This window comes from Legionella santicrucis (assembly GCF_001468135.1).
GTDB classification, from domain to species: Bacteria; Pseudomonadota; Gammaproteobacteria; order Legionellales; family Legionellaceae; genus Legionella; species Legionella santicrucis.
In genome coordinates this window covers 152,657-173,752 of record NZ_LNYU01000032.1, presented here as the reverse complement: position 1 = coordinate 173,752, position 21,096 = coordinate 152,657, and the positions used below count along the sequence as shown (strand labels likewise).

Sequence of the window (21,096 nt, the reverse complement as noted above, 5' to 3'; positions counted from 1 at the left end):
GAGTGGTCATAAAAGAAAAAATTGAGTATGAGCCCCAATAAAGACATAAACAAGGAGGGGCTTATCAGAGGTTGCAAAACTAACAAATAATGAAACAACCTAGAGAGGGGAATACAATTGAATACAAACCAATTAGCAATTGGTGTATTTGACTCCGGGATGGGGGGGTTAACGGTTTTACGTGCCTTACGCGAGGGGTTACCACAAGAATCATTTGTCTATTTGGGGGATACTGCACGGCTTCCTTATGGTACTAAGAGTCCAGATACGGTAAAACAATATGCAATGCAAATGGCAAAATTATTGGTGGAGCGTCGTATTAAGGCTTTGGTTATAGCCTGTAATACAGCAACTACCGCGGCATTGCCTTATTTGCAATCCATGTTACCGGACATGCCAGTGCTGGGTGTTGTTGCTCCAGGTGCTGCAGCAGCGGTTGCTGCGACTAAAAATAACCATGTTATTGTTTTGGCTACTGAAACAACGATTGCCTCGAATGCATACCAGCAGTTAATTGCCCAACAATTACCGCGAGCAGTCATTAATACTCGCGCCTGCAGTGTTTTAGTCGCTTTGGCAGAAGAAGGAATGGTTAATAATTCAGTAGCAAGTGAAGCTTTAAAACATTATTTGGGTGGTTTTACGCATGAAGACACGGTTTTATTGGGATGTACTCATTTCCCAGTGTTTAAATCTTTGTTAACTCGTATATTACCTGAAGGAGTGAGCATCGTTGATTCAGCTCATGCAACAGCGATTGCATTATATCGTTTGTTAGAAAAGCAGGATTTGCTCAATGACGTACCTTCGCTGTATCGGAGAGTCAATTATTTAGTCACAGATTCGATCAAACGCTTTCAGACTGTTGGCGAGATATTTTTAGGCGAACCATTAGTCTTCGAGGATATTGAGCTAGTTGATGTTAGGGGATAATGATATCGTGCTCAGTATTAGTCTACAAAGCGAAAAGTCTATTAAAGATATGCTGCAAGAAGAAGCTTCTAGCAAGTTTGGTTACTTTTAGACCTTCCGTTTTCACGGAAGGTGACGTATGGGGAAAGCGTTTGCCTTTGCGAAAGCAGGGCTATTAGTATTCTGCAGGTGGGGTTCCTAGCAGGTTATTAGTTTTTTAGACCTTCCGCTTTTGTGGAAAGTGGTGATAGGAGAGTACTTCAGGTTGCGGTGTTTCGTTACATTATAGAACAACAGCCGCGTTCTATTTTTTGTAAATCTTTTTCATCATCAAGGCTCACTTCCAAGAACTCTAATTCTTGATACATAGTCAGCGATATTTGTAATAAGCTGTTTGCAGTGTCCCATAAGCGATCTTTTTCTCTAACGGATGCTAGATTATTTAATAAAATAAGGCATCCTGCATGTTGCTCGCTTCTAGGTGTTTGCGCAGCCAAAGATTCTGGTGGGGGATTTATTGGTTTCGGAGTAATAGGTATCTGTACCATGTAATCAATAAGATCGGATATGGGATTATTATTAAATATATTTAATAAGTTAATTATATGACTATGTAACAGCAGATGAGAATCGGATAGGATTTCTTTAAGCAGTAGGAGAAGATTTTTATTTTTGGATGTGATTGGTATTTTGCCTAATTCAACGAGCACTTGTTGTTGAGCCGACTTAAGATTCTCAAGATTTTTTTTCCAATCAGACAATTGTGTGTTCAAGCTTATTGTTTCATATCGCGCTCCATCTGAATTAAGATAACTTGAAAAAAATTTAATTAAGTCTTCAATGGTGTTCGCTTTAGAAATCTCTTCAATTAAGTACCGTATAATGCCTTTATTATTAACTAAGTAATGTTTTTCTAATCCTGCTTTATAAAGAGATATAATGGAATCCTTCATGTCGAACTCACCTTTAGGTCATTCTTCTCTAGGAGGGCGGTTCATGAGGTTTTGCACTACTTTTTTAGCACTAATTTCTCCTTGTAAAAGTGCATTAATTTGTTCACAGATAGGCATTTCTACTTGATGTTGCTTTGCTATGAAACAGACTTGTGATGCATTACTTTTTCCTTCTACAACTTGTCCAATTTGTTGTTCCGCTTCAGTAATGCTCGTATTGCGCCCGAGAAGTAAGCCAAAACGACGGTTGCGGGATTGATCATCGGTACAAGTCAATACTAAATCTCCTACACCTGCTAAGCCAAGAAAAGTCTCTGGTTGTGCACCTAAAGCAAGTCCTAGGCGCTCCATTTCTGCTAAACCACGGGTGATTAAAGCAGCTTTAGCATTTGCACCATAACCTAAGCCATCACTTATTCCGCAACCAATCGCCAAAACATTTTTAATTGCTCCGCAAATTTGGACACCTATAAGATCACTGCTTAAGTAAACTCGTAAGTTACGATGATGAAGTAAATTTTGGATATCTTTTTGATATTCTGGATTGTTCGAAGCTAAAGTTACTGCTGTGGGTAATAAACTGGCCACTTCTTTGGCAAAGGATGGCCCAGATATAATGGCTTGAGGAAAAGAAGAGCCAAAAGTCTTAGAAACTAACTCACTTAATAACTGATGGCTTTGTGGATCAATTCCTTTGGTGAGCCAAGCCAGGCCTTGGAGTGTTTTGGGAATTTTCGCAATAATTTCAGCAAATGCATGTGATGGCACAGCAATAATCATGTGATCTGCCTCTTTGAGACAGTGAGCAATATCCTGAGTAGGAAAAAGGGTTTCAGGAAAATTAATGTTGGGTAAGTAACGAGAGTTTGCTCTGTTTTCAGACATAAGTGCTACATGTTGTGGATCGTGTCCCCACAATAAAACTCGATACCCTACATGAGCAAGGTGTATTGCAACGGCAGTGCCCCAAGATCCTGCACCTAATATGGCAATAGTTTTCTGATTCATTTTTATGTTCTTAAACAAGTTGCAGTTCTGCCTGACAAGCACAACTAAGGATATATTAAATCCATTACTGCATTAAAATAGATTCCCGCTTACGCGGGAATGACGATTTTCTTAACTTAATGATGGTATGCCTGCCTACTTCCGTACACTATTTTATTTTTAGTGGGTGGTTTCTTCTTTAGCTTGGCCTGATTTTTGTTTTTCTGCAAGTTGTTGCATGTATAAAGCATCAAAATTAATAGGCGCTAGTACCAGTTGTGGGAAGCTGCCATGAATAACTTGAGAAGTTATTGCTTCACGTGCGTAAGGGAATAGGATATTGGGGCAGAAGCTGTTTAGTAAATGATCCAGTTGATTCTCTGGAGCTCCTTGGATAGTAAAAATACCTGCTTGTTTGACTTCCACTAAAAAGGCAGTACTTTTTTGATTGGTTACGGTGGCAGTTACTGTTAATACAACTTCAAAAACATTTTCTTCTAGTTTGGTTGTGGTGGTATTCAGATCAAGATTCAGTTCAGGTTCCCATTGTTGTTGAAAAACAGCAGGAGTATTCGGTGTTTCAAAGGATAAATCTTTAACATAGACTCTTTGAATCATAAATTGGGTTTCATTGTTTTGTGGCACCTGGTTTGCTTGTTCGTTCATAATATCACTATCCTTTTAGTAATTGATCGAGTTTTCCCTGGGCATCCAGGGCATATAAGTCATCGCAGCCCCCAATATGTTGGCCATCGATGAAAATTTGTGGCACGGTACGTCTACCACTTTTGGTTATCATTTCCTCACGTAATTCGGGGTGTAAATCAACACGAATATCAGTAAACAAAGTGTTTTTCTGTTGGAATAACTCTCTTGCTCTGGTGCAGTAAGGGCAATAGCCAGTACTGTACATGATTATTTCAGCCATAACCTTATTTTCCTTTCACTAAGGGTAGATCTGCCTCTTGCCAGGCAGCGATTCCTCCACTAAGCACTAAAGCTTGATAACCTTGCGTTTGTATTTTTTTCGCGATGGTTTGTGTATCTATGGCTCGAGCACCCACTAAAATAATAGGTTTATTTTTGAATTTGTTCATTTTTTGTTGTTCAAAATCGTCACTTTTAGCATTTATAGAATCAATAATATGACCTTGTTTGAATGCTTCTTTGTCACGAAAATCAATCACTACAGCATTTTCATTGTTAATTAAATCTACAGCTGCTTGAGGAGTCAGTTCTTTAGCTTTCTTTTTTTGGGTGATTAATTCATTAATAAAGGTTAACAACAAAATCACAATTAGGGCTAACCATAGTTGCCAGTGATTTATAATAAATTGACCTAAATGTTCCATGTTCCGCTCTTGATGTTTTATTAATGTAGCGAATTATCCCCAGAATAGAGAGTGAACGCAAGTAAAGGATGAGGATCGTGCACGATCTTACGGATCTTATCTTTTTCTTTTCAGAAAAACATAAATTGCTCCGCTGCCGCCATCTTTAGGCAACGCACTGTGAAAAGCGATGACTTCATTTATTTGGGGCAACCAGCGATTAAGGAGATTTTTTATTACAGGAGGGGCGCCCTGAATTCCCCCTTTACCGTGAATAATTAATAAGCATCTTTTTCCCTGTTCCGCTTGTGTTTGAATGAACTGACAAAGCATCTCTCTGGCGTTTTCACTTTTTAGACCATGTAAGTCTAATCGAGCTTCCCATGGGATTTGTCCTTTTTTTAACGCTTTGAATCGTTGGAGTGAAAGGCTGGGTTGAGAATACGAAAGAATGGTTTCAGAAAGAACTGTTTCAATAATCATATCCGATAAGTAATATTCTTTTTTTTCTTCCTTGCAGGTGCTTTTTTGAGGTTGCCTCGGGGGTTGAGTCTTTGTTGAGACACGTTTTGTTTTTTCATGAAGTGGTTTTACTGAGCGCATGCATTCGCGAAAAAGCGCTTTGTCCTCATCTGACACAGAATTATCAGCCATTTTTTGCTAGAATTTAAAGATTATATTTAAGTATATCTTGAAAATTAGATAGGTAGAAACCCTGAGTATCGTTAAAATTCTTGAGTACGGGTGTTGCATTGCTAGGCTACATTTGTTACTTAACATAGGGTACAATTTGTACTTTTTCTGGATGAGAATGAACCTCTATGAGCAGCTATATACTTAAAGAAACGGAAGAGTTAATCACTATTTTAGATTTTTTACGGTTTAGTGTGTCCTGTGCGATGAATACTAATTTGTTTTATGGTCATGGTACAGATAATGCGTGGGATGATATGCATTCTTTAATTCTAAGAAGCCTTTTATTACCTTATGATATTGAATCTAATTGGTTAAATGCTCGTTTGACTACAAGCGAAAAAAAATATTTATGCCAGCAATTGGAAAAACGTATTAATCAGCGTGTACCCGTGCCTTATTTAATAAAAGAAGCTTACTTTTGTGATTTACCTTTTTATGTGGATGAACGGGTCTTGATTCCGCGTTCGCCTATCGCAGAACTGATTAAAAATGAATTTTCTCCATGGATCGATGCGGATAAGGTACATCGTATTTTGGATTTATGTACTGGTAGTGGATGTATTGCGATCGCTTGTTGTTATGCTTTTCCTGATGCTCAAGTTGATGCTACGGATATTTCTAGTGAAGCACTTGCTGTTGCTGCAATAAATCGTGAACAATTAGGTGTTGAAGAACAACTTACTTTAATTGAATCGGATTGTTTCACCAAAGTACCGCAAGTAAACTATGATTTAATTGTCTGTAATCCTCCTTATGTGGGTAAAGAGGAGATGCAAACTTTACCGGATGAATTTCGTCATGAGCCTGTTTTAGCTTTAGAAACCGGGAATAATGGTTTGACTATTGTGGAAAGCATTTTGCAAAATGCCCATGCTTACTTGAGTGAGCACGGTATTTTGATTGTAGAAGTAGGAAATAGTGAAGAAACCTTATGTGAGGCATATCCACATGTCCCCTTCACTTGGTTGGAAATGAGCCATGGTGGACATGGTGTGTTTTTATTAACGAAACAACAACTCGATGAGTATTTTAATGTCAGGTAATACTTTTGGAACTTTATTTACAGTCACTACATTTGGCGAAAGCCATGGTCCAGCTATTGGTTGTGTCGTAGATGGTTGCCCCTCTGGATTAGCGTTGCAGGCTGAAGATATTCAACCCTTTCTTGATAAACGCAAACCGGGCCAGTCTAAATACACTACCCAAAGAAGAGAAGATGATAAAGTGCAAATCCTCTCTGGCGTTTTTGAAGAAAAAACAACAGGTGCGCCTATTGCCTTGTTGATTCCAAATACAGATCAACGTTCCAGAGATTATGAAGAAATCAAAAATTTATTTCGTCCAGGACATGCCGATTTTACCTATCATCATAAATACGGACATCGGGATTATCGTGGTGGAGGCCGATCTTCAGCACGCGAAACCGCGGCACGAGTTGCAGCTGGTGCAATCGCTCGTTTGTATCTACAACATCATTTAAAAATTGATATTGTGGGTTACTTACAACAAATGGGAGATTTGGTTTTAGACGTTAATGATGAGGCAGAGATTCATAATAATCCTTTTTTTTGTCCTAATAAGACACAAGTTCAGAATCTTGAGTATGCAGTAGAACAACTAAGAAGGCGGGGAGATTCAGTTGGAGCTCGAGTGAAAGTTATTGCTCGTAATGTACCTGTAGGACTAGGCGATCCAGTGTTCGATAAACTGGATGCGACATTAGCCTATGCGATGATGTCAATTAATGCGGTTAAAGGTGTTGAAGTTGGTGCCGGCTTTGCTGCTGTTCATCAACTTGGTTCAGTACATCGAGATGAAATGTCGCATTTGGGTTTTTTGAGTAATAATGCAGGTGGGATTTTAGGAGGCATCTCTACAGGACAAAATATAGAAGTAAGCATTGCATTAAAACCTACATCAAGTATTACTACTCCAGGAAAAACGCTCAATGTTTTTGGAGAAGAGGTTACTGTAGTAACTAAGGGACGACATGACCCTTGCGTGGGGATTCGAGCTGTACCTATAGCCGAAGCAATGATGGCTTTGGTATTAATGGATCATTATTTAAGACATAAGGCGATAAAGGGATAACCTATGGTGGGATGTGTGGCCTTATCAAGGATACAATTAATAGAAACATAGAGTGAGGTTATAATGAGTAGAGAATTAAATGTAGCCATCGTGGGTGCTACTGGCGCTGTAGGAGAAACTTTTTTAACGGTATTGGAAGAAAGAAATTTTCCTGTAAAGACTCTTTATCCTTTGGCAAGTTCTCGCTCTGTTGGCAAAACAGTAGTGTTTAAAAATAATGAATTGGATGTTTTAGATTTAGCAGAATTTGATTTTAGCAAGGCGGATATCGCTTTATTCTCGGCTGGAGGTTCTGTCTCTAAGGAGTATGCTCCCAAAGCTGCTGCGAGCGGTTGTGTCGTTGTTGATAATAGCTCATGTTTTCGTTATGAAGACGATATTCCTCTTGTCGTTCCGGAGGTGAATCCCCATCGTATTTCTGAATATAAAAACAGAGGTATTATTGCAAATCCTAATTGCTCCACCATCCAGATGGTTGTTGCTTTAAAACCTTTACACGATGCGGCAGGAATTTCCCGTATCAATGTTGCCACATATCAGTCTGTTTCGGGTACTGGAAAAAAAGCCATTAGTGAACTTGTGTCACAAGTGGGCGATTTATTAAATGGTAAGCCTCCTCAGATCAATGTTTACTCCCAACAAATCGCTTTTAATGCTATTCCTCATATTGATCAATTTGAAGATAATGGCTATACCCGTGAAGAAATGAAAATGGTATGGGAAACACGTAAGATTATGGAAGATGAGCATATTATGGTTAATCCTACTGCTGTTCGAGTTCCTGTTATTTATGGGCATTCTGAGGCCATTCATATAGAGCTAAAAAGAGCAATGACTGCAGAAGAGGCTCGTGCCATTCTTTCCAAAGCGCCTGGTGTTAAGGTGATTGATAATATAAGTAAAGCAAGTTATCCAACAGCAATAAAAAATGCTATAGGCCGTGATGAAGTATTTGTAGGTCGGATTCGTGCTGATATTTCACATCCAAATGGACTAAATTTATGGGTTGTAGCAGATAATATTCGTAAAGGTGCTGCATCTAATGCGGTGCAAATTGCTGAAGTTTTACAAAGAGAATTTTTGTAATTAATTGCACCTTTAGTTTTGGTTTATCCATTAAGTCTTGATTCGAGCTACGATATGTTCAAACCTAAGCTTTATAAATGAATGCTATAATAAAAGTATCTATTGATGATTTTGGTCACCTTCTCCTTGATGAGGGAAGGTGGGTTGTTTATCTATCATTCATTTCGAATGATAATTAGAACGCTTAAAAAATCCTCCTACTTTTTATAACCTAAGTTATACTTTGATTAACGCGATTGGATATTTTGAAGTATATGCTAAACGAATATTATTTAACTGATGATATTGAAGAGCCGGTTCTTGCTCATGCTGTTTTATCTTATGTGACGCCGAGTATCTCTGGTAAGCAATTTCATGAATTAAAAACAGGGCAAATTCCCTGGGATGCAAAGTTGGATCTTTCGGGTTTACAGACAGAAGATGCCCGTAAGGCTTTGTTAAAATTTATTCAAAAACAAGTAAAAAATAAGAAACACTCACTACTCATTATTCATGGTACAAAAAGTCATAAAAATGCTTTTCCTTTATTAAAGAATTTAATTAATCACTGGTTACCTCAGATTGCGGAGGTGGCAGCTTTTCATAGTGCAAATCCTAAAGATGGCGGTATTAACGCCGTATATGTTTTGCTTAAAAAAATTTATGAGCTTCCTGAACTTACTCGTATCGAAAAAGAATCCATTTTAGCTACAGAAACTAAGGCAATGGAAAGACAAAGACGCTTAGCTGAACAACAAGGGGAGCGACGGTTAGCATCGGTAAAAGCGCGTGAGCATTCTAACCAAGAAGCGCAGCCTAGCCCTGAAGGCGAATTGCAAAATAGCATTTTGCAACATCCAGAGTTAAACAGTCAGCGTTTTGATGGTGTTGACTCTCCTTTAAATCCCGAACCTCCTTTAAATACCGAGGCGCGACGAGAATTTGATAATGAACGACGTAACCAAGAACAAGAAAAGCAACTGCGTTTAGGGCATATGCCTAAATTTACGAATACACCTAGACCTAAAGGACCTCAATGACAATTGCAAGTGACATAATCAGTCATCAAATGCCTGATTTTGAATCTTATCTTCGGGCAGGAGAATCGTTAGATGACATTGATGAGTATGGTTTTACGCCGTTAATTGAGTGTGCTATTACTCGTCAAATTGAAATTGCCGAACAGTTAATTAGTCGCAAAGTGGATGTAAATAAAGCTGATGTAACTGGACGTACTCCTTTGCATTGGGTTGTGGATAATAACGATGTGGCGTTTGCACGTCTATTATTGAATAATGGAGCGGATCCTAATGCCTATACGCGCAATGGACTTTCTGTATTGGTCTATCCGGTACTCCGTGGTCAGGATGTACTCAAACACTTGCTCTATAATTATGGGGCAAAGCTTGATTTTGCGCTGGATTTCATTAATGGCAAACTTTTGGGACATCGGTTCGAATTGCAAGGTGATGTAGATATAGTTAACGCCAAGGACGAATTTATCGAACTGGATTATGAAGGTTTTATTCTAGAATTTACTGTTTCTGCAATAAAAGATGCTCTAAAGCGTTTTATTAGTAGTTTTTCAACACGACATTTACGAGAATATTTTCCATTTGCTCATGCCATCATTGATGCATTTACTATTGCCGAAGAACTTTTGCAATATCAGCATTTGCCGTTTTTGGAGAAGCAGCATCTTAGTCGGTTGCAGACTCTCTTAAACACATCCATGTTAATTCTCCCCGCGGCAAGTCGCGGTCATGCTATGGGCTTTATCCGTTTGGGACAATGGTGGGCTAAAATTGATAGGGGTGAAAACAGTCTAAAAGAAGGTAGCGTCAATATTTATAAAATCACGAGACAGGAAGCTTTTGATGTTTATTTTTTGAACGATTTTTTATATAAAAAGCAAGCAAGGACTTATTTTCATCAAATGATCAACCAACAATTAGGATTAATTCCTGTAGCAAAAATGCCTATTAGTTCACAGATCAGTGGTAATTGTTCCTGGGCTAATATCCAAGCTATAGTAGCAGTGGCTTATGCTATTCAAGAATTGGAGAAAACAACTCAGTTTAATCCTAACCCCGCTCTAGCTTTTTATGATGAGTGGGTCGTATGGGATAAGGAAAGGGCAATTGATGAGTGCATTCAGCGTTTTCATTTGGCAGAGCCAACTCGTAAGGCAAGTCTTGCTGCAATGCTAGGGGGTGTTTTATTTCAAGCTTGCGATTATGCGAATAAGCGGGACTTGGAAATGGCCGAAAAAATACTCAAAGTTTTGGCCTTACCTGAATATGAATACATTTTAAAAAGCTATCTTGAAGAATATTGTATTAAACGCTTAACCAAAAGAGGGAATAATTTACTTAAAATTCTCGATGACTGTGGCATAAATCCTAATATTGGTGTTAATCCTATTGCTACAGGTTTGTAAGTTTACTATCCTCTAGAGTTATTCCTCATGATTCAACAGTGTGTTTTAGGTTATGTATCAAATTGTTGATGTCTTATTATGCTAGAGTTTCGTTATCCTTGGACTTGACCGAAGGATCTATTGATTGAGCAAAGAACTTGGATCTTCCGATCAAGCCGGAAGAGGACGTAATAAATGTAAATCAACAAATTTGTACACCTCTGTTTTTTTAGGTTATTTCTTTTTTCGGCTATACTCAAAAGTAAGGTGCCATTCATGCCTAAATGAGGTTCTTTTCTCACAGCATGAGGACGCAGATAAAAATTCTCAATGAGAAGGATTTGCAAGAATATTTATTTTTCTCGATAAGGAGATCATCATGCTCAAGTGGGCCCTTATATTTTTAGTTATTGCTCTAGTAGCAGGTTTGTTTGGTTTTCGAGGTATTGCATCTACGGCCACTAGTATTGCGAAAGTACTTTTCTTTTTATTTATCGTTATTTTTTTAACATTTTTAATTTTGAGTTTATTTGGAACTGCATCATTGACTGCAGTCCCATAGCTGAAGTGTTGATTTGAAACATAGAGGAGCTCAATATAACTTCCTGTAGCGATTGATTACCTCGTTTTTTGAGTATTGTGTCTACATCAAAATGAGTCCTTGTTTTTGCGAGGACGACAACAAGTACCTTAAGTCAATGGCTGTATTCCTCAGCCCGAACGAATATTCGCTTTCTTATCCCGAATGCACTCCTAATTTTATGAAAGTGAAGCAATATCAATAACAAAACGATAGCGAACATCACTTTTCAAAACGCGTTCATAAGCTTCATTGACTTTATGAATGGGAATTAGTTCAATGTCAGAGACTATGTTGTGTTTGCCACAGAAATCAAGCATTTCTTGGGTTTCTTTGATGCCGCCAATCAACGAACCTGATAAATTTCTGCGACGCTCTATCAAAGAAAATGAATTAATCAGAGCTGGCTCTTCTGGAATACCCACAACAACCATAGTTCCATCACGTTTTAGTAGTTTGAGATATTCATTCCAATCTATTTTGGCGGAGACAGTGCAAATAATGAGATCAAAATAATTAGTTAATTGTTCAAAAGTTTTTGAATCAGAAGTGGCAAAAAAATGATTTGCTCCCATGCGTTTGCCATCAGCTTCTTTGTTAAGTGAATGACTAAGTACGCTCACTTCAGCACCCATTGCATGGGCGAGTTTTACTCCCATATGTCCAAGGCCACCTAAACCTAAAATCGCTACTCGTTTCCCAGGGCCCACTTGCCAATGTTTTAGCGGTGAATATAGAGTTATTCCTGCACAGAGTAGGGGAGCTGCCGCATCTAGAGGTAAGTTTGATGGAATTTTTAAAATATAATTTTCATCCACAACTATCTTAGTGGAATAACCCCCTTTGGTCGTATTATTTTCATTAGATTCTATAGAGTTATAAGTTAAAGTCATGCCTTTATCGCAAAATTGCTCGAGTCCTTCATGACAGTTTTCACACTGGCGACAGGAATCTACAAAACAACCAACACCTACTCGGTCACCTACTTTAAATTGAGTAACAGAAGATCCTATTTGACTGACAAGGCCAATAATTTCATGACCAGGAACCATTGGAAATATACTACCCTCCCATTCGCCTTTTACAAGATGGATATCTGAGTGGCAGATACCACAATAATGAATATCAATTAAAACGTCATTTTCACCTACTTCACGACGATTAAAGGAATAAGGAGTAAGGGGGCTTTTTGCACTTTGGGCAGCGTAACCTTTGACGGGTATCATTTCAAACTCTCCATGTTAGTGTATAGATATATTGCGAAAAACATCACATTGATGCTGGCGCCTCAACGGAATGAGTTCCGTTGAGGCTGGAAATTACATCTATTCTTTTATCGCAGGTTCTCTTTTTTTATTGTTTTCATTCCGAGCAGGGGCTTTATTCGATTGTTGTGGCTGACTCGTTTTTTTACGATGCACGCCAGGACCTGATGAACCACTACCTGTATTTGTTCGTTGTTGCGATCCAATCGATCGGCGTCTACGGTTTGGAGATTTTCTGTCGCCAGAACCAGAAGGGCTTTTAGATGACTTAGCATGAGCGTGACCGCGGTTTTGCATTTTTTGGGAATGACTCTGAGTGGCGGAAACAGCTGAATCGGTATGTCCACCAAATAAACTAGTCCATAATCGCTTGATGAAGCTTGTTTGAGCACTTTTCACGGGTTGATGTTCGACAAAAGATTTGACCGCTGGTTCATCTTGTAAAGAAGTGTTTGCTTCACTGCTCGAAATTTGTAATTCAGGTTGTTGAATTAAGCTATAACTTGGTTTTTTAGATTTTCCTACGTTATCCTCTTTCAAACGAGTAATTGAATATTGAGGTAAGTGCATATAAGGATTTGCAATGATCATTACAGACACACTATGTCTTTTTTCGATGTCTCTAATGTAATTACGCTTTTCATTCATAATGAAAGTAGCCATTTCAGGAGGAAGCTGAACCTGTATCTCAGCAGTTTTTTCTTTCAATGCTTCTTCTTCGATAAGTCGTGCAATGGATAAGCCATGTGACTGAATATTACGAACAGTACCACGTCCTTCACAACGAGGACAAACCTCCTGAGCACTTTCACCAAGAGATAGCCTCAATCGTTGACGAGACATTTCTAAAAGACCAAAACGAGAGATACGACCAACTTGAATACGTGCGCGGTCGGCTTGTAACGCTTCTTTTAAGCGGCTTTCAACCTCGCGTTGATTTTTACTGGAACTCATATCAATAAAATCAATCACTACTAAACCACCTAGATCACGTAGACGTAATTGACGTGCGATTTCGTCTGCTGCCTCTATATTGGTATTTAAAGCTGTTGCTTCAATATCGGCACCGCCTGTTGCTTTGGCAGAGTTTACATCAATTGAAACCAGTGCTTCAGTTCTATCAATGACCAACGCACCTCCAGAGGGTAGCATAACCTGTCGTTGATATGCCGTTTCTATTTGGCTTTCGATTTGATAGAAATTAAATAAAGGAATGCTGCTATTATAGAGTTTTAAGTTGGGTAAAAACTCAGGTTTGACTCGTTCAATATACTGTTTTGCTTTAATATAGGAAATCTGATCATCAATGATGATTTCGCTAATTGATTTGCGTAAATTGTCACGGATTGAACGGATAATTACATCACCTTCTTGGTGAATCAAGCAAGGAGCTAGTTCTGTATTATAAGCTTGTTTGATCGATTGCCACTGATTACACAGCATATTCAGATCATCTTGCAATTCTTCCTGACTTTTGCCAACACCGGCTGTTCGAATAATGAGCCCCATGTCTTCAGGGAGGACCAGCGCGTTAAGTGTTTCTCGAAGTTCATCTCTCTCTTCACCTTCTATACGTCGCGAAATGCCGCCGGAACGGGGGTTATTAGGCATGAGAACTAGATAGCAACCTGCTAAAGTAATAAAGGTTGTAAGTGCTGCACCTTTGCTGCCACGCTCTTCTTTATCAACCTGAACTAATAATTCTTGGCCTTCACGGATTAACGACGTGATTGGTGGTTTTTCATCGCCAAATTCCTCTGGATTTTTACTTAAATATTCAGGTGCAATTTCTTTTAGAGGTAGAAAACCCTGACGCTTGGCGCCATATTCTACAAAAATGGCATCGAGACTAGGTTCTCTACGGGTAACTGTCGCTTTGTAAATATTACCCTTTTTTTTCACTTCACCCGGACATTCAATATCCAGATCAAATAAGTATTTATCTTTAATAAGTGCAACACGAACTTCTTCAGTTTGCATTGCATTGATTAACATTTTTTCCATCTATTTACCCCATATTTAGGGCGCTGTCATTTAAGATGAGATAAGGACTATTTATAAATCTACTATCTTGAACAAAATATCTCGATTTTCTGTGCTATGGTGCTTACATAGTTTATTTATGCTGCACTACATTGCTCGAAAACCATGGTATTTTGTCCCAACTTAGCGAATTGTAAATAGGCCTGTGTATAAGGCTCACTCCTTAGAGGTTCAATGCGATGGCTGACATTCCTATTCTCTTGTCTGGGTGCTAAATTTTCGATACTTCGTTGCTGCATGGAGAGGTATGCTTTATTGCAATTGCTTGAAAATTTAGTCATTTCACCATAAGCCGGTAATAGACCAGCTTCAGCTGGGATTGAACAATAAGTGATGTGATCTTTAGGCGAGCCCATAGCCTTGTGGACAGACCTCATGCATGTTCCCTGTACAATAGACTTTTGAAACGCTAAGGTCAAAGCGAATTGCTTTGTCAACATGGCTCCCGAGTCCCCGTGCTTTGTCGTGGACATTTTAGTCGGGTATTCCGTATTTCCTTGCACTTTCTTCTTTGGAAAACGTTTCGAAAAAGATCTAATAAAAGGTGCACACTGTGAAATATACTGGTTACGAGTTAAGTGGGTTGAAAAAGTAAGCCAATGGCGTGTGGTAGCCCTGAAATAATTCGTAATCGGTATAAAGCATGTCTGGCATGCATAGGTTTCTGTCAAAAATATGATCAATTTAGCCCTGGCATTGGGTCGCTTCCTTATATCTTTAAGCTTAAATGGAAGCGCTATTTTTCTTGTAACTACATTTAAAATATATGTAGGTTGGCTTAATGGCCCAATTTCCTCAATTATCTATATATACTTTAAAAGTAAATAGTCACGCTTTTTTTCTATTTATGCGTTATAATTCGGTTGCATGAAAATTTTCCATGCTACTGGCGATCATATCAAAAAAATCGCACACAGCAAACAGGTTTATTGACAATGAGTGAAGTAAGTTATAAAGAAATTAACAATGAAGAAGACGGACAGCGTTTGGATAATTACTTAATTCGAGTTTTAAAAGGTGTTCCTAAAAGCCATATTTATAGAATTATACGTGCAGGTGAAGTCCGAGTTAATAAAAAAAGAGCTCAAGTTAATTCAAGATTACATACTGGTGATAGTGTACGAATTCCTCCGATTCGTGTGGCGGAACCAAAAGAGGTTTTTGTTGGTAATACTTTAGCAAAACGGCTGCAAGAATCTATTATTTTTGAAGATAATAGTCTCCTGGTAATTAATAAACCAGCAGGTATTGCAGTTCATGGAGGAAGTGGTTTAAGCCTTGGTGTGATTGAGGCCTTGAGAAAAACTCGATCTGACTTAGCTTATCTCGAATTAATACATCGTTTAGATAAAGAAACTTCCGGATGCCTTTTACTCGCCAAAAAAAGAAGTGTTTTAAGGGCAATACATGCTTTGCTTGAAGCTCGAGAGGTTCAGAAAACTTATTGGGCATTATTAACTCATCGTTGGGAAGGGAAAAAACAAGTAATTGTTCAGGCTGCGCTCGAAAAAAATATTTTAAAATCAGGTGAGCGCATCGTTAAGGTTAAAGAAGAAGGCAAGGCCTCCGAAACAGTATTCAAGCTTCTTGAAAACTATGAACAGGCCTGTTGGGTTGAGGCCAGTCCCAAAACAGGTCGTACTCATCAAATCCGCGTACATAGTGCCCATTTAGGACATGTTATTGTCGGAGATAAAAAATATGGAGCACTTGCAGGACAAGTAGAAGGGATAGATAATCAGCAATATCGTCTTTTTTTACATTCACGATCCATTCAATTTGAATTGAACGGAAAAAAGCATTTGTTTCATGCCGATGCAGACGAACAATTTTCTACTACACTAAAACAATTGCGTGCGAGGAGCGTAGTGTTCGATGAGCAATCCATATGAGTTGGTAGTATTTGACTGGGAAGGTACTATTGCAGATACTTTGGGAGTAGTCTTACATGTAGTTTCTACAGAAGCAAATTTGCTGGGTTTTGGTGATTTTGATTCTTTTGAAGCGAGAAAATATGTAGATTTGGGTTTAGTACAAGCATTGAAGAAAGCATATCCCCACCTATCCTCGGTACAGCACCAACAATTATTGCTCGCTGTGCAACAAGCCATGTATTCTCGTCCATTAGATGTGTGCTTAATGCCAGGTGTTCGTGAACTTATTTCTCAATTACATGAAGCTCAGATAAAGTTAGCCATTGCAACGAATAAAGGACATCAATCTTTATCGCGTGCCTTGCAAGCCACAAAACTTGATAAGATATTTCAAGTAACGCGCTCTGCAGGACAAGTTCCAGCAAAGCCTTGCCCGCAGATGTTGGAAGAAATTATAGAGGAAACCGGAGTGACTCCGGATACAACTTTGATGATAGGTGATTCACCTACGGATATGGAAATGGCACGAATTCTCAAAGTAGCGGCTGTAGGAGTGGATATTTACCATCAGCAAGAGGCTGTACTTAAAGCAGCAGGAGCTTTAGTCGTATTTGATGATTATAAACAGGTAGCTGATTTTTTAAATGTAACGAGAGATAATTGAGTTATAGTACCTATTTATTATTTGGGAGCTGCTCATTGGACGGAGTGTGCTCTATTTAGTCATATGTAAAAGGGAGTATCAAGCGTTGAGTACATTAACCAGTTTGCCCAATTTATTAACTTTGCTGCGCATTGTTCTGATCCCAGTGTTAGTGATTGTTTTTTATTTGCCATTTAAATTTGCTTATGCTTTGGCCGCAAGTATTTTTGCTTTAGCAAGCTTTACTGATTGGTTGGATGGTTATTTAGCAAGGCGGTTGCAAATGATGTCCCCTTTTGGTGCTTTTCTTGATCCCGTTGCAGATAAGTTATTGGTTTCTACCAGTTTGTTGTTATTAGTCGGCGCTAACAATATTCATTACATTACGATTCCTGCAATTGTTATTGTCGGACGCGAAATTGTGATTTCAGCATTACGCGAGTGGATGGCTGAGATAGGTAGACGAGCAAGTGTCACTGTAGGATATGTAGGTAAAATAAAAACTTTTTTACAGATGGTCGCTTTATTTTTATTATTGGCGTTTAATTCATTGGATTCTTGGGGTGGAATTTTCGGTTTTGTACTGCTTTATGTGGCTGCAATTTTAACTATTTGGTCTATGATTATCTACTTAGCAATTGCATGGCCAGAATTAACGAAAAAAAATTAATTTTATTATTGACAGAGAATTAATTTTAGGTAGAATCACACCCCGTAGAGACGCGGGAATAGCTCAGTTGGTAGAGCACAACCTTGCCAAGGTTGGGGTCGCGAGTTCGAGTCTCGTTTCCCGCTCCAGATTAAGCGACGACCATGTCGCTTTTTTTTTAGAGTGTGTCGGTTTAGAAGTATCAAAATGAGGCTGTGTGGCAGAGTGGTCATGCAGCGGCCTGCAAAGCCGTGTACGCCGGTTCGATTCCGGCCTCAGCCTCCATAAAATGATTGCCCAGGTGGCGAAACAGGTAGACGCAAGGGACTTAAAATCCCTCGGTGGTAACACCATGCCGGTTCGATTCCGGCCCTGGGCACCAATCAATAATTATTATTATTCTGTAGCAAATAAAATTAGAGCTAGAATCGCAAAGATCATTCCTAATCCATGTTTTAAACTGAGCCCTTGTTTGAGAAATACAACTGATAATAATAAAGTAATCATTGGATACATCGATGTGACTAATACTACGGGCATTGTAGGTCCATTACGTAATGCCATAATGAAGAAAATACAGGCGATACCGCTAGCTAAGCCATTCAATAAACCATACGTGCCTCCTTTAGGGCAAATATCCAATTTAAAGTCCAGTAATATCAAAGCAATAATACCCGAAATAAGTACGCCTATACTGGAATAAAAGGTAATTGAAAGTGGATTAATAAAACTTGATGCTCTTGTGCCCCAGTATCCCCAGGCACCATAAAGACATAAGGCAATTAAAGATGGATAATACCAAGAACTAGGATTCATACAGATACTTTACCTTAGATGCATTTTTTAGATTATTGGCATAGAATAACTGGTAGTTGATTAAAATAATACTACTAAGTGTTCTCTTTTTAATTAATCCTGAGCTTGAATGAAGGGTAATATGTTTGACTTAATGAAAGATGATTTTTCTCCATGCTGAATTTTAGTTTAATTTTTTTGGGTATCTCAAGTCGAGACGGCTATACTCCACATATTAAAATAAATTAAATGTACAATTTAAAATATCCACAAAATCTGTGGATAAGCCTGTGTGTTATCTGATGAAAAGAAATCATGTATTTAAGGATGCTTACCTAGTCGACGTTCTATTGTTGATTGTATTCCTTTGTTGCGCATTAAAGTAAAAAACTTCTTATTGAAGTTTAGAAACAGATTGAATACAAGAACTGCCTATAGGGTATATCGCTTGAGCGATTTTTTCTCTACAATAAGTATTTAACCAAAATCAAAGTAATTATGTATAAACCACTAGCCCTTTTTATGGGTTTACGTTACACACGTGCTAGAAAGAAAAATCATTTTGTTTCTTTTATTTCTCTTAGCTCGATGCTTGGTATTGGCTTGGGGGTGATGGTTCTTATTACCGTTTTATCGGTAATGAATGGATTTGATCAACAAATACATAAGCGATTTTTTGGCATGGCACCTGAAATTACTGTCTCTGGTCCTAATGAGCGATTAAGTGATTGGCCAGAAATCGCTAAAAAAATTCAAACGATTCCTGAAATTAAAGCGTTTTCACCTTTCGTTGGCGGCCAAGGGTTAATGGTTCATGAGGGACAAGTATTACCTATCGTCCTAACTGGTGTATTACCACAAGAAGAAGAAAAAATGAGCCATCTGCAAGATAAGTTGCTTGCTGGAGATATTAATAATTTAAAAGATTTTGGCATTATTCTTGGACGAGGTTTAGCAGATAGTATGGGAACTATGATTGGGGATAAGGTAACCGTTATGATCCCCCAAGCGACAGTTACACCTGCCGGAATGATTCCTCGTTTTAAACGATTTACGGTTGTAGGTGTTTTTTCTGCAGGGACCGGATTTAATTTTGATACAAAATTAGCGTTTATTAATCTAGGGGATGCGCAGAAGTTATTGCAAATGGGCAATGATGTGACTGGTATTAAGATGAAAATCAATAACGTATACCAAGCGCCAGAATTATCTTCTCGATTATCGCATTTATTAGGTGAAGAATATCAAGTAGGTAATTGGACAGAACAATATGGATCTTTTTTTCAGGCAGTTAAAATGGAAAAAACAATGATGTTTATGATCTTATTACTGATTATTGCGGTGGCAGCATTTAATTTAGTTTCTTCTTTAGTTATGGTTGTCAATGACAAGCAAGCAGAAATTGCGATTTTGAGAACTATTGGCGCTACTCCTTCTATGATACTAAGCACTTTTATAGTTCAAGGGATGATGGTAGGAATAGTAGGGACTTTTTTGGGGTTGATTGGTGGGGTAATTTTAGCAGAAAATGCAACGACTATTGTGAACCATCTACAAACTTGGTTTCATTTTAAAATTTTATCATCCAGTATTTATTTTGTGGATTATTTACCCTCTAAAATTATGTTTAGTGATCTATGGCAAGTTTGTTTGATGGCTTTATTAATGAGCTTTGTTGCAACTATTTATCCTGCTTGGAGAGCCTCAAGAACAGTGATTGCGGAGGCTTTACACTATGAGTAATCTTATTTTAAATGTTACAAAACTCTGTAAGTCTTATAATGATGGTGCTTCTAAAGTTAATGTATTGCGAGGTATTGATTTGGCCATCACCGAAGGAGAGCGTCTGGCAATTATTGGTCCATCAGGCTCTGGGAAAAGCACCTTATTGCATTTACTTGGTGGATTAGATAAACCAACAAGTGGTGATGTTTGGATCAAGGAGGTAAATTGGCAAAAAATAAATGAAAAAAAACGCTGCCAATTACGCAATCAAGGCTTAGGGTTTATTTATCAGTTTCATCATTTATTACCTGAGTTTACTGCGCTTGAAAATGTTTCTATGCCTTTACTTTTAGCAAAAAAATCGGTTAGAGATGCAGAGGCTGAAGCAAGTAAAATACTCGATGATGTTGGACTAAAGGAAAGAAAAACGCATAAACCGGCTCAACTTTCGGGAGGAGAGCGACAGAGAGTTGCCATAGCTCGAGCTTTAGTTCATCAACCTTATTGTGTCTTAGCAGATGAACCTACTGGTAATTTAGATCAGATTACTGCAACCAAGGTTTTTGAGTTAATGTTAGAGTTGAATCGAAAAATGAATACCGCCTTGGTTATTGTCACTCATGATCATCAATTAGCAAAACAGATGGATAGAGTTTTAGTATTAGGAGAAGGGCTTTTATCTGATCTTATGTAGATCCTAATGATCAGAATCGCGCTGATTTGCGGAAATATCTATTTTTAAAGCATCGGAATTAATTAATAGGAGTTACCAAAATGTTTATAAAAATTGAAGCACTTGAAAAAAATTCTGCAACTCATTCAACGTCAGAACACAATACGAAAAAAAGTTGGTTGGCTAATCAGAACACAGCGCAACTAGAGCTTACAGATACTGGTAGATTAAACACTCACCATTTTTTTTCTGCTAAAGAGATGTTTAAGAGTAACATTGCTAAGAAGATGTTGTTAACTGACTCTAAGGAAATAGAAACGTCAATAGATGAGACAATTCAGAAAAAAATATAGTTTTTTATATCTACCCACTAAAAGGCTGTATTTGGCACAATT

Annotated in this window: 23 protein-coding genes and 3 tRNA genes; 16 read left to right on the top strand and 10 right to left on the bottom strand. The window is 38.2% G+C overall.

The window, feature by feature from the left end; all coding sequences use genetic code 11:
* Positions 1–117: 117 nt before the first annotated feature.
* Positions 118–933, top strand: a complete 816-nt coding sequence (gene murI, locus Lsan_RS08380; RefSeq protein WP_058513970.1) for a glutamate racemase — start codon at positions 118–120, stop codon at positions 931–933.
* A 257-nt stretch (positions 934–1,190) separates the two neighbouring features.
* Here murI and Lsan_RS08375 read toward each other — a convergent pair whose 3' ends face one another.
* The 6 genes from Lsan_RS08375 to Lsan_RS08350 form a co-directional block, all read right to left on the bottom strand.
* Entirely contained in the window at positions 1,191–1,865 is a 675-nt protein-coding gene (locus Lsan_RS08375) for a hypothetical protein (protein ID WP_058513969.1), read from the bottom strand.
* 18 nt (positions 1,866–1,883) lie between these two features.
* Positions 1,884–2,873, bottom strand: a complete 990-nt coding sequence (locus Lsan_RS08370; protein ID WP_058513968.1) for an NAD(P)H-dependent glycerol-3-phosphate dehydrogenase — start codon at positions 2,871–2,873, stop codon at positions 1,884–1,886.
* A 159-nt stretch (positions 2,874–3,032) separates the two neighbouring features.
* Positions 3,033–3,518, bottom strand: coding sequence for a protein-export chaperone SecB (gene secB, locus Lsan_RS08365; RefSeq protein WP_058513967.1), 486 nt, complete (start codon positions 3,516–3,518; stop codon positions 3,033–3,035).
* 7 nt (positions 3,519–3,525) lie between these two features.
* Entirely contained in the window at positions 3,526–3,780 is a 255-nt protein-coding gene (gene grxC, locus Lsan_RS08360; protein WP_058513966.1) for a glutaredoxin 3, read from the bottom strand.
* Between the two features lie 4 nt (positions 3,781–3,784).
* On the bottom strand, positions 3,785–4,204 hold the full coding sequence (locus Lsan_RS08355) for a rhodanese-like domain-containing protein (protein ID WP_058513965.1): 420 nt from the start codon (positions 4,202–4,204) through the stop codon (positions 3,785–3,787).
* A gap of 96 nt (positions 4,205–4,300) precedes the next feature.
* Entirely contained in the window at positions 4,301–4,837 is a 537-nt protein-coding gene (locus Lsan_RS08350) for a Smr/MutS family protein (protein WP_058513964.1), read from the bottom strand.
* A 167-nt stretch (positions 4,838–5,004) separates the two neighbouring features.
* Between Lsan_RS08350 and prmB the strand changes: the two genes are divergently transcribed.
* The 6 genes from prmB (at position 5,005) to Lsan_RS08320 (ending at position 11,016) form a co-directional block, all read left to right on the top strand.
* Positions 5,005–5,922 carry a 50S ribosomal protein L3 N(5)-glutamine methyltransferase gene (gene prmB, locus Lsan_RS08345; RefSeq protein WP_058513963.1) on the top strand — a complete coding sequence of 306 codons (918 nt, stop codon included), beginning with the start codon at positions 5,005–5,007 and terminating at the stop codon, positions 5,920–5,922.
* Positions 5,912–6,970: a chorismate synthase gene (aroC, locus tag Lsan_RS08340; protein ID WP_058513962.1), complete on the top strand. Its 1,059-nt coding sequence runs from the start codon at positions 5,912–5,914 to the stop codon at positions 6,968–6,970. Before prmB ends, aroC begins: the two co-directional genes overlap by 11 nt.
* Before the next feature lie 63 nt (positions 6,971–7,033).
* The gene (locus tag Lsan_RS08335) at positions 7,034–8,056 is read left to right on the top strand and encodes an aspartate-semialdehyde dehydrogenase (RefSeq protein WP_058513961.1); all 1,023 of its coding nucleotides are present in this window, start codon (positions 7,034–7,036) and stop codon (positions 8,054–8,056) included.
* Between the two features lie 254 nt (positions 8,057–8,310).
* Positions 8,311–9,075 carry a Smr/MutS family protein gene (locus Lsan_RS08330; RefSeq protein WP_058513960.1) on the top strand — a complete coding sequence of 255 codons (765 nt, stop codon included), beginning with the start codon at positions 8,311–8,313 and terminating at the stop codon, positions 9,073–9,075.
* Entirely contained in the window at positions 9,072–10,475 is a 1,404-nt protein-coding gene (gene ankH, locus Lsan_RS08325; protein ID WP_058513959.1) for a Dot/Icm T4SS effector AnkH/LegA3, read from the top strand. Before Lsan_RS08330 ends, ankH begins: the two co-directional genes overlap by 4 nt.
* 358 nt (positions 10,476–10,833) lie before the next feature.
* Complete coding sequence (locus Lsan_RS08320) at positions 10,834–11,016, top strand: DUF1328 domain-containing protein (RefSeq protein ID WP_058513958.1); 183 nt, start codon at positions 10,834–10,836, stop codon at positions 11,014–11,016.
* Positions 11,017–11,213: 197 nt separating this feature from the next.
* Here Lsan_RS08320 and Lsan_RS08315 read toward each other — a convergent pair whose 3' ends face one another.
* The 3 genes from Lsan_RS08315 to Lsan_RS22925 form a co-directional block, all read right to left on the bottom strand.
* Positions 11,214–12,260, bottom strand: coding sequence for an NAD(P)-dependent alcohol dehydrogenase (locus Lsan_RS08315; protein WP_058513957.1), 1,047 nt, complete (start codon positions 12,258–12,260; stop codon positions 11,214–11,216).
* A 99-nt stretch (positions 12,261–12,359) separates the two neighbouring features.
* The gene (locus Lsan_RS08310) at positions 12,360–14,303 is read right to left on the bottom strand and encodes an Rne/Rng family ribonuclease (protein ID WP_058513956.1); all 1,944 of its coding nucleotides are present in this window, start codon (positions 14,301–14,303) and stop codon (positions 12,360–12,362) included.
* A 116-nt stretch (positions 14,304–14,419) separates the two neighbouring features.
* Positions 14,420–14,719 carry a hypothetical protein gene (locus Lsan_RS22925; RefSeq protein WP_237762073.1) on the bottom strand — a complete coding sequence of 100 codons (300 nt, stop codon included), beginning with the start codon at positions 14,717–14,719 and terminating at the stop codon, positions 14,420–14,422.
* A gap of 558 nt (positions 14,720–15,277) precedes the next feature.
* Here Lsan_RS22925 and Lsan_RS08300 point away from each other — a divergent pair.
* From Lsan_RS08300 to Lsan_RS08275, 6 genes are all read left to right on the top strand, one after another.
* A complete protein-coding gene (locus tag Lsan_RS08300; RefSeq protein WP_058513954.1) occupies positions 15,278–16,234 on the top strand; it encodes an RluA family pseudouridine synthase in 957 nt (318 codons plus the stop codon).
* A complete protein-coding gene (locus Lsan_RS08295; RefSeq protein ID WP_058513953.1) occupies positions 16,218–16,880 on the top strand; it encodes an HAD family hydrolase in 663 nt (220 codons plus the stop codon). The genes Lsan_RS08300 and Lsan_RS08295 overlap by 17 nt, the downstream gene beginning before the upstream one ends.
* A gap of 85 nt (positions 16,881–16,965) precedes the next feature.
* The gene (gene pgsA, locus Lsan_RS08290) at positions 16,966–17,529 is read left to right on the top strand and encodes a CDP-diacylglycerol--glycerol-3-phosphate 3-phosphatidyltransferase (protein ID WP_058513952.1); all 564 of its coding nucleotides are present in this window, start codon (positions 16,966–16,968) and stop codon (positions 17,527–17,529) included.
* A 52-nt stretch (positions 17,530–17,581) separates the two neighbouring features.
* Positions 17,582–17,657: transfer RNA gene (locus Lsan_RS08285), tRNA-Gly, on the top strand.
* 62 nt (positions 17,658–17,719) lie between these two features.
* Positions 17,720–17,793, top strand: a tRNA-Cys gene (locus tag Lsan_RS08280).
* A gap of 10 nt (positions 17,794–17,803) precedes the next feature.
* Positions 17,804–17,890, top strand: a tRNA-Leu gene (locus Lsan_RS08275).
* A 14-nt stretch (positions 17,891–17,904) separates the two neighbouring features.
* On the opposite strand, the gene Lsan_RS08270 is transcribed toward Lsan_RS08275, so the two are convergent.
* The gene (locus tag Lsan_RS08270) at positions 17,905–18,324 is read right to left on the bottom strand and encodes an EamA family transporter (protein WP_058513951.1); all 420 of its coding nucleotides are present in this window, start codon (positions 18,322–18,324) and stop codon (positions 17,905–17,907) included.
* A 477-nt stretch (positions 18,325–18,801) separates the two neighbouring features.
* Between Lsan_RS08270 and Lsan_RS08265 the strand changes: the two genes are divergently transcribed.
* The 3 genes from Lsan_RS08265 (at position 18,802) to Lsan_RS08255 (ending at position 21,054) form a co-directional block, all read left to right on the top strand.
* Entirely contained in the window at positions 18,802–20,046 is a 1,245-nt protein-coding gene (locus Lsan_RS08265) for a lipoprotein-releasing ABC transporter permease subunit (RefSeq protein ID WP_058513950.1), read from the top strand.
* A complete protein-coding gene (lolD, locus tag Lsan_RS08260) occupies positions 20,039–20,722 on the top strand; it encodes a lipoprotein-releasing ABC transporter ATP-binding protein LolD (protein WP_058513949.1) in 684 nt (227 codons plus the stop codon). The genes Lsan_RS08265 and lolD overlap by 8 nt, the downstream gene beginning before the upstream one ends.
* An 80-nt stretch (positions 20,723–20,802) precedes the next feature.
* On the top strand, positions 20,803–21,054 hold the full coding sequence (locus Lsan_RS08255) for a hypothetical protein (RefSeq protein ID WP_058513948.1): 252 nt from the start codon (positions 20,803–20,805) through the stop codon (positions 21,052–21,054).
* The last annotated feature ends 42 nt before the right edge of the window (positions 21,055–21,096 follow it).

What these genes read in the sequence shown, in the direction of transcription:
- Lsan_RS08310 (WP_058513956.1), bottom strand. Translation starts at nt 14,303, where the DNA reads ATGGAAAAAATGTTAATCAATGCAATGCAAACTGAAGAAGTTCGTGTT.
- Lsan_RS08320 (WP_058513958.1), top strand. Translation starts at nt 10,834, where the DNA reads ATGCTCAAGTGGGCCCTTATATTTTTAGTTATTGCTCTAGTAGCAGGT.
- Lsan_RS08335 (WP_058513961.1), top strand. Translation starts at nt 7,034, where the DNA reads ATGAGTAGAGAATTAAATGTAGCCATCGTGGGTGCTACTGGCGCTGTA.
- lolD (WP_058513949.1), top strand. Translation starts at nt 20,039, where the DNA reads ATGAGTAATCTTATTTTAAATGTTACAAAACTCTGTAAGTCTTATAAT.
- aroC (WP_058513962.1), top strand. Translation starts at nt 5,912, where the DNA reads ATGTCAGGTAATACTTTTGGAACTTTATTTACAGTCACTACATTTGGC.
- Lsan_RS08315 (WP_058513957.1), bottom strand. Translation starts at nt 12,260, where the DNA reads ATGATACCCGTCAAAGGTTACGCTGCCCAAAGTGCAAAAAGCCCCCTT.
- Lsan_RS08270 (WP_058513951.1), bottom strand. Translation starts at nt 18,324, where the DNA reads ATGAATCCTAGTTCTTGGTATTATCCATCTTTAATTGCCTTATGTCTT.
- ankH (WP_058513959.1), top strand. Translation starts at nt 9,072, where the DNA reads ATGACAATTGCAAGTGACATAATCAGTCATCAAATGCCTGATTTTGAA.
- Lsan_RS08350 (WP_058513964.1), bottom strand. Translation starts at nt 4,837, where the DNA reads ATGGCTGATAATTCTGTGTCAGATGAGGACAAAGCGCTTTTTCGCGAA.
- Lsan_RS08375 (WP_058513969.1), bottom strand. Translation starts at nt 1,865, where the DNA reads ATGAAGGATTCCATTATATCTCTTTATAAAGCAGGATTAGAAAAACAT.
- grxC (WP_058513966.1), bottom strand. Translation starts at nt 3,780, where the DNA reads ATGGCTGAAATAATCATGTACAGTACTGGCTATTGCCCTTACTGCACC.
- Lsan_RS08370 (WP_058513968.1), bottom strand. Translation starts at nt 2,873, where the DNA reads ATGAATCAGAAAACTATTGCCATATTAGGTGCAGGATCTTGGGGCACT.
- Lsan_RS08355 (WP_058513965.1), bottom strand. Translation starts at nt 4,204, where the DNA reads ATGGAACATTTAGGTCAATTTATTATAAATCACTGGCAACTATGGTTA.
- prmB (WP_058513963.1), top strand. Translation starts at nt 5,005, where the DNA reads ATGAGCAGCTATATACTTAAAGAAACGGAAGAGTTAATCACTATTTTA.
- Lsan_RS08255 (WP_058513948.1), top strand. Translation starts at nt 20,803, where the DNA reads ATGTTTATAAAAATTGAAGCACTTGAAAAAAATTCTGCAACTCATTCA.
- Lsan_RS22925 (WP_237762073.1), bottom strand. Translation starts at nt 14,719, where the DNA reads ATGAGGTCTGTCCACAAGGCTATGGGCTCGCCTAAAGATCACATCACT.
- Lsan_RS08265 (WP_058513950.1), top strand. Translation starts at nt 18,802, where the DNA reads ATGTATAAACCACTAGCCCTTTTTATGGGTTTACGTTACACACGTGCT.
- secB (WP_058513967.1), bottom strand. Translation starts at nt 3,518, where the DNA reads ATGAACGAACAAGCAAACCAGGTGCCACAAAACAATGAAACCCAATTT.
- Lsan_RS08330 (WP_058513960.1), top strand. Translation starts at nt 8,311, where the DNA reads ATGCTAAACGAATATTATTTAACTGATGATATTGAAGAGCCGGTTCTT.
- Lsan_RS08300 (WP_058513954.1), top strand. Translation starts at nt 15,278, where the DNA reads ATGAGTGAAGTAAGTTATAAAGAAATTAACAATGAAGAAGACGGACAG.
- Lsan_RS08295 (WP_058513953.1), top strand. Translation starts at nt 16,218, where the DNA reads ATGAGCAATCCATATGAGTTGGTAGTATTTGACTGGGAAGGTACTATT.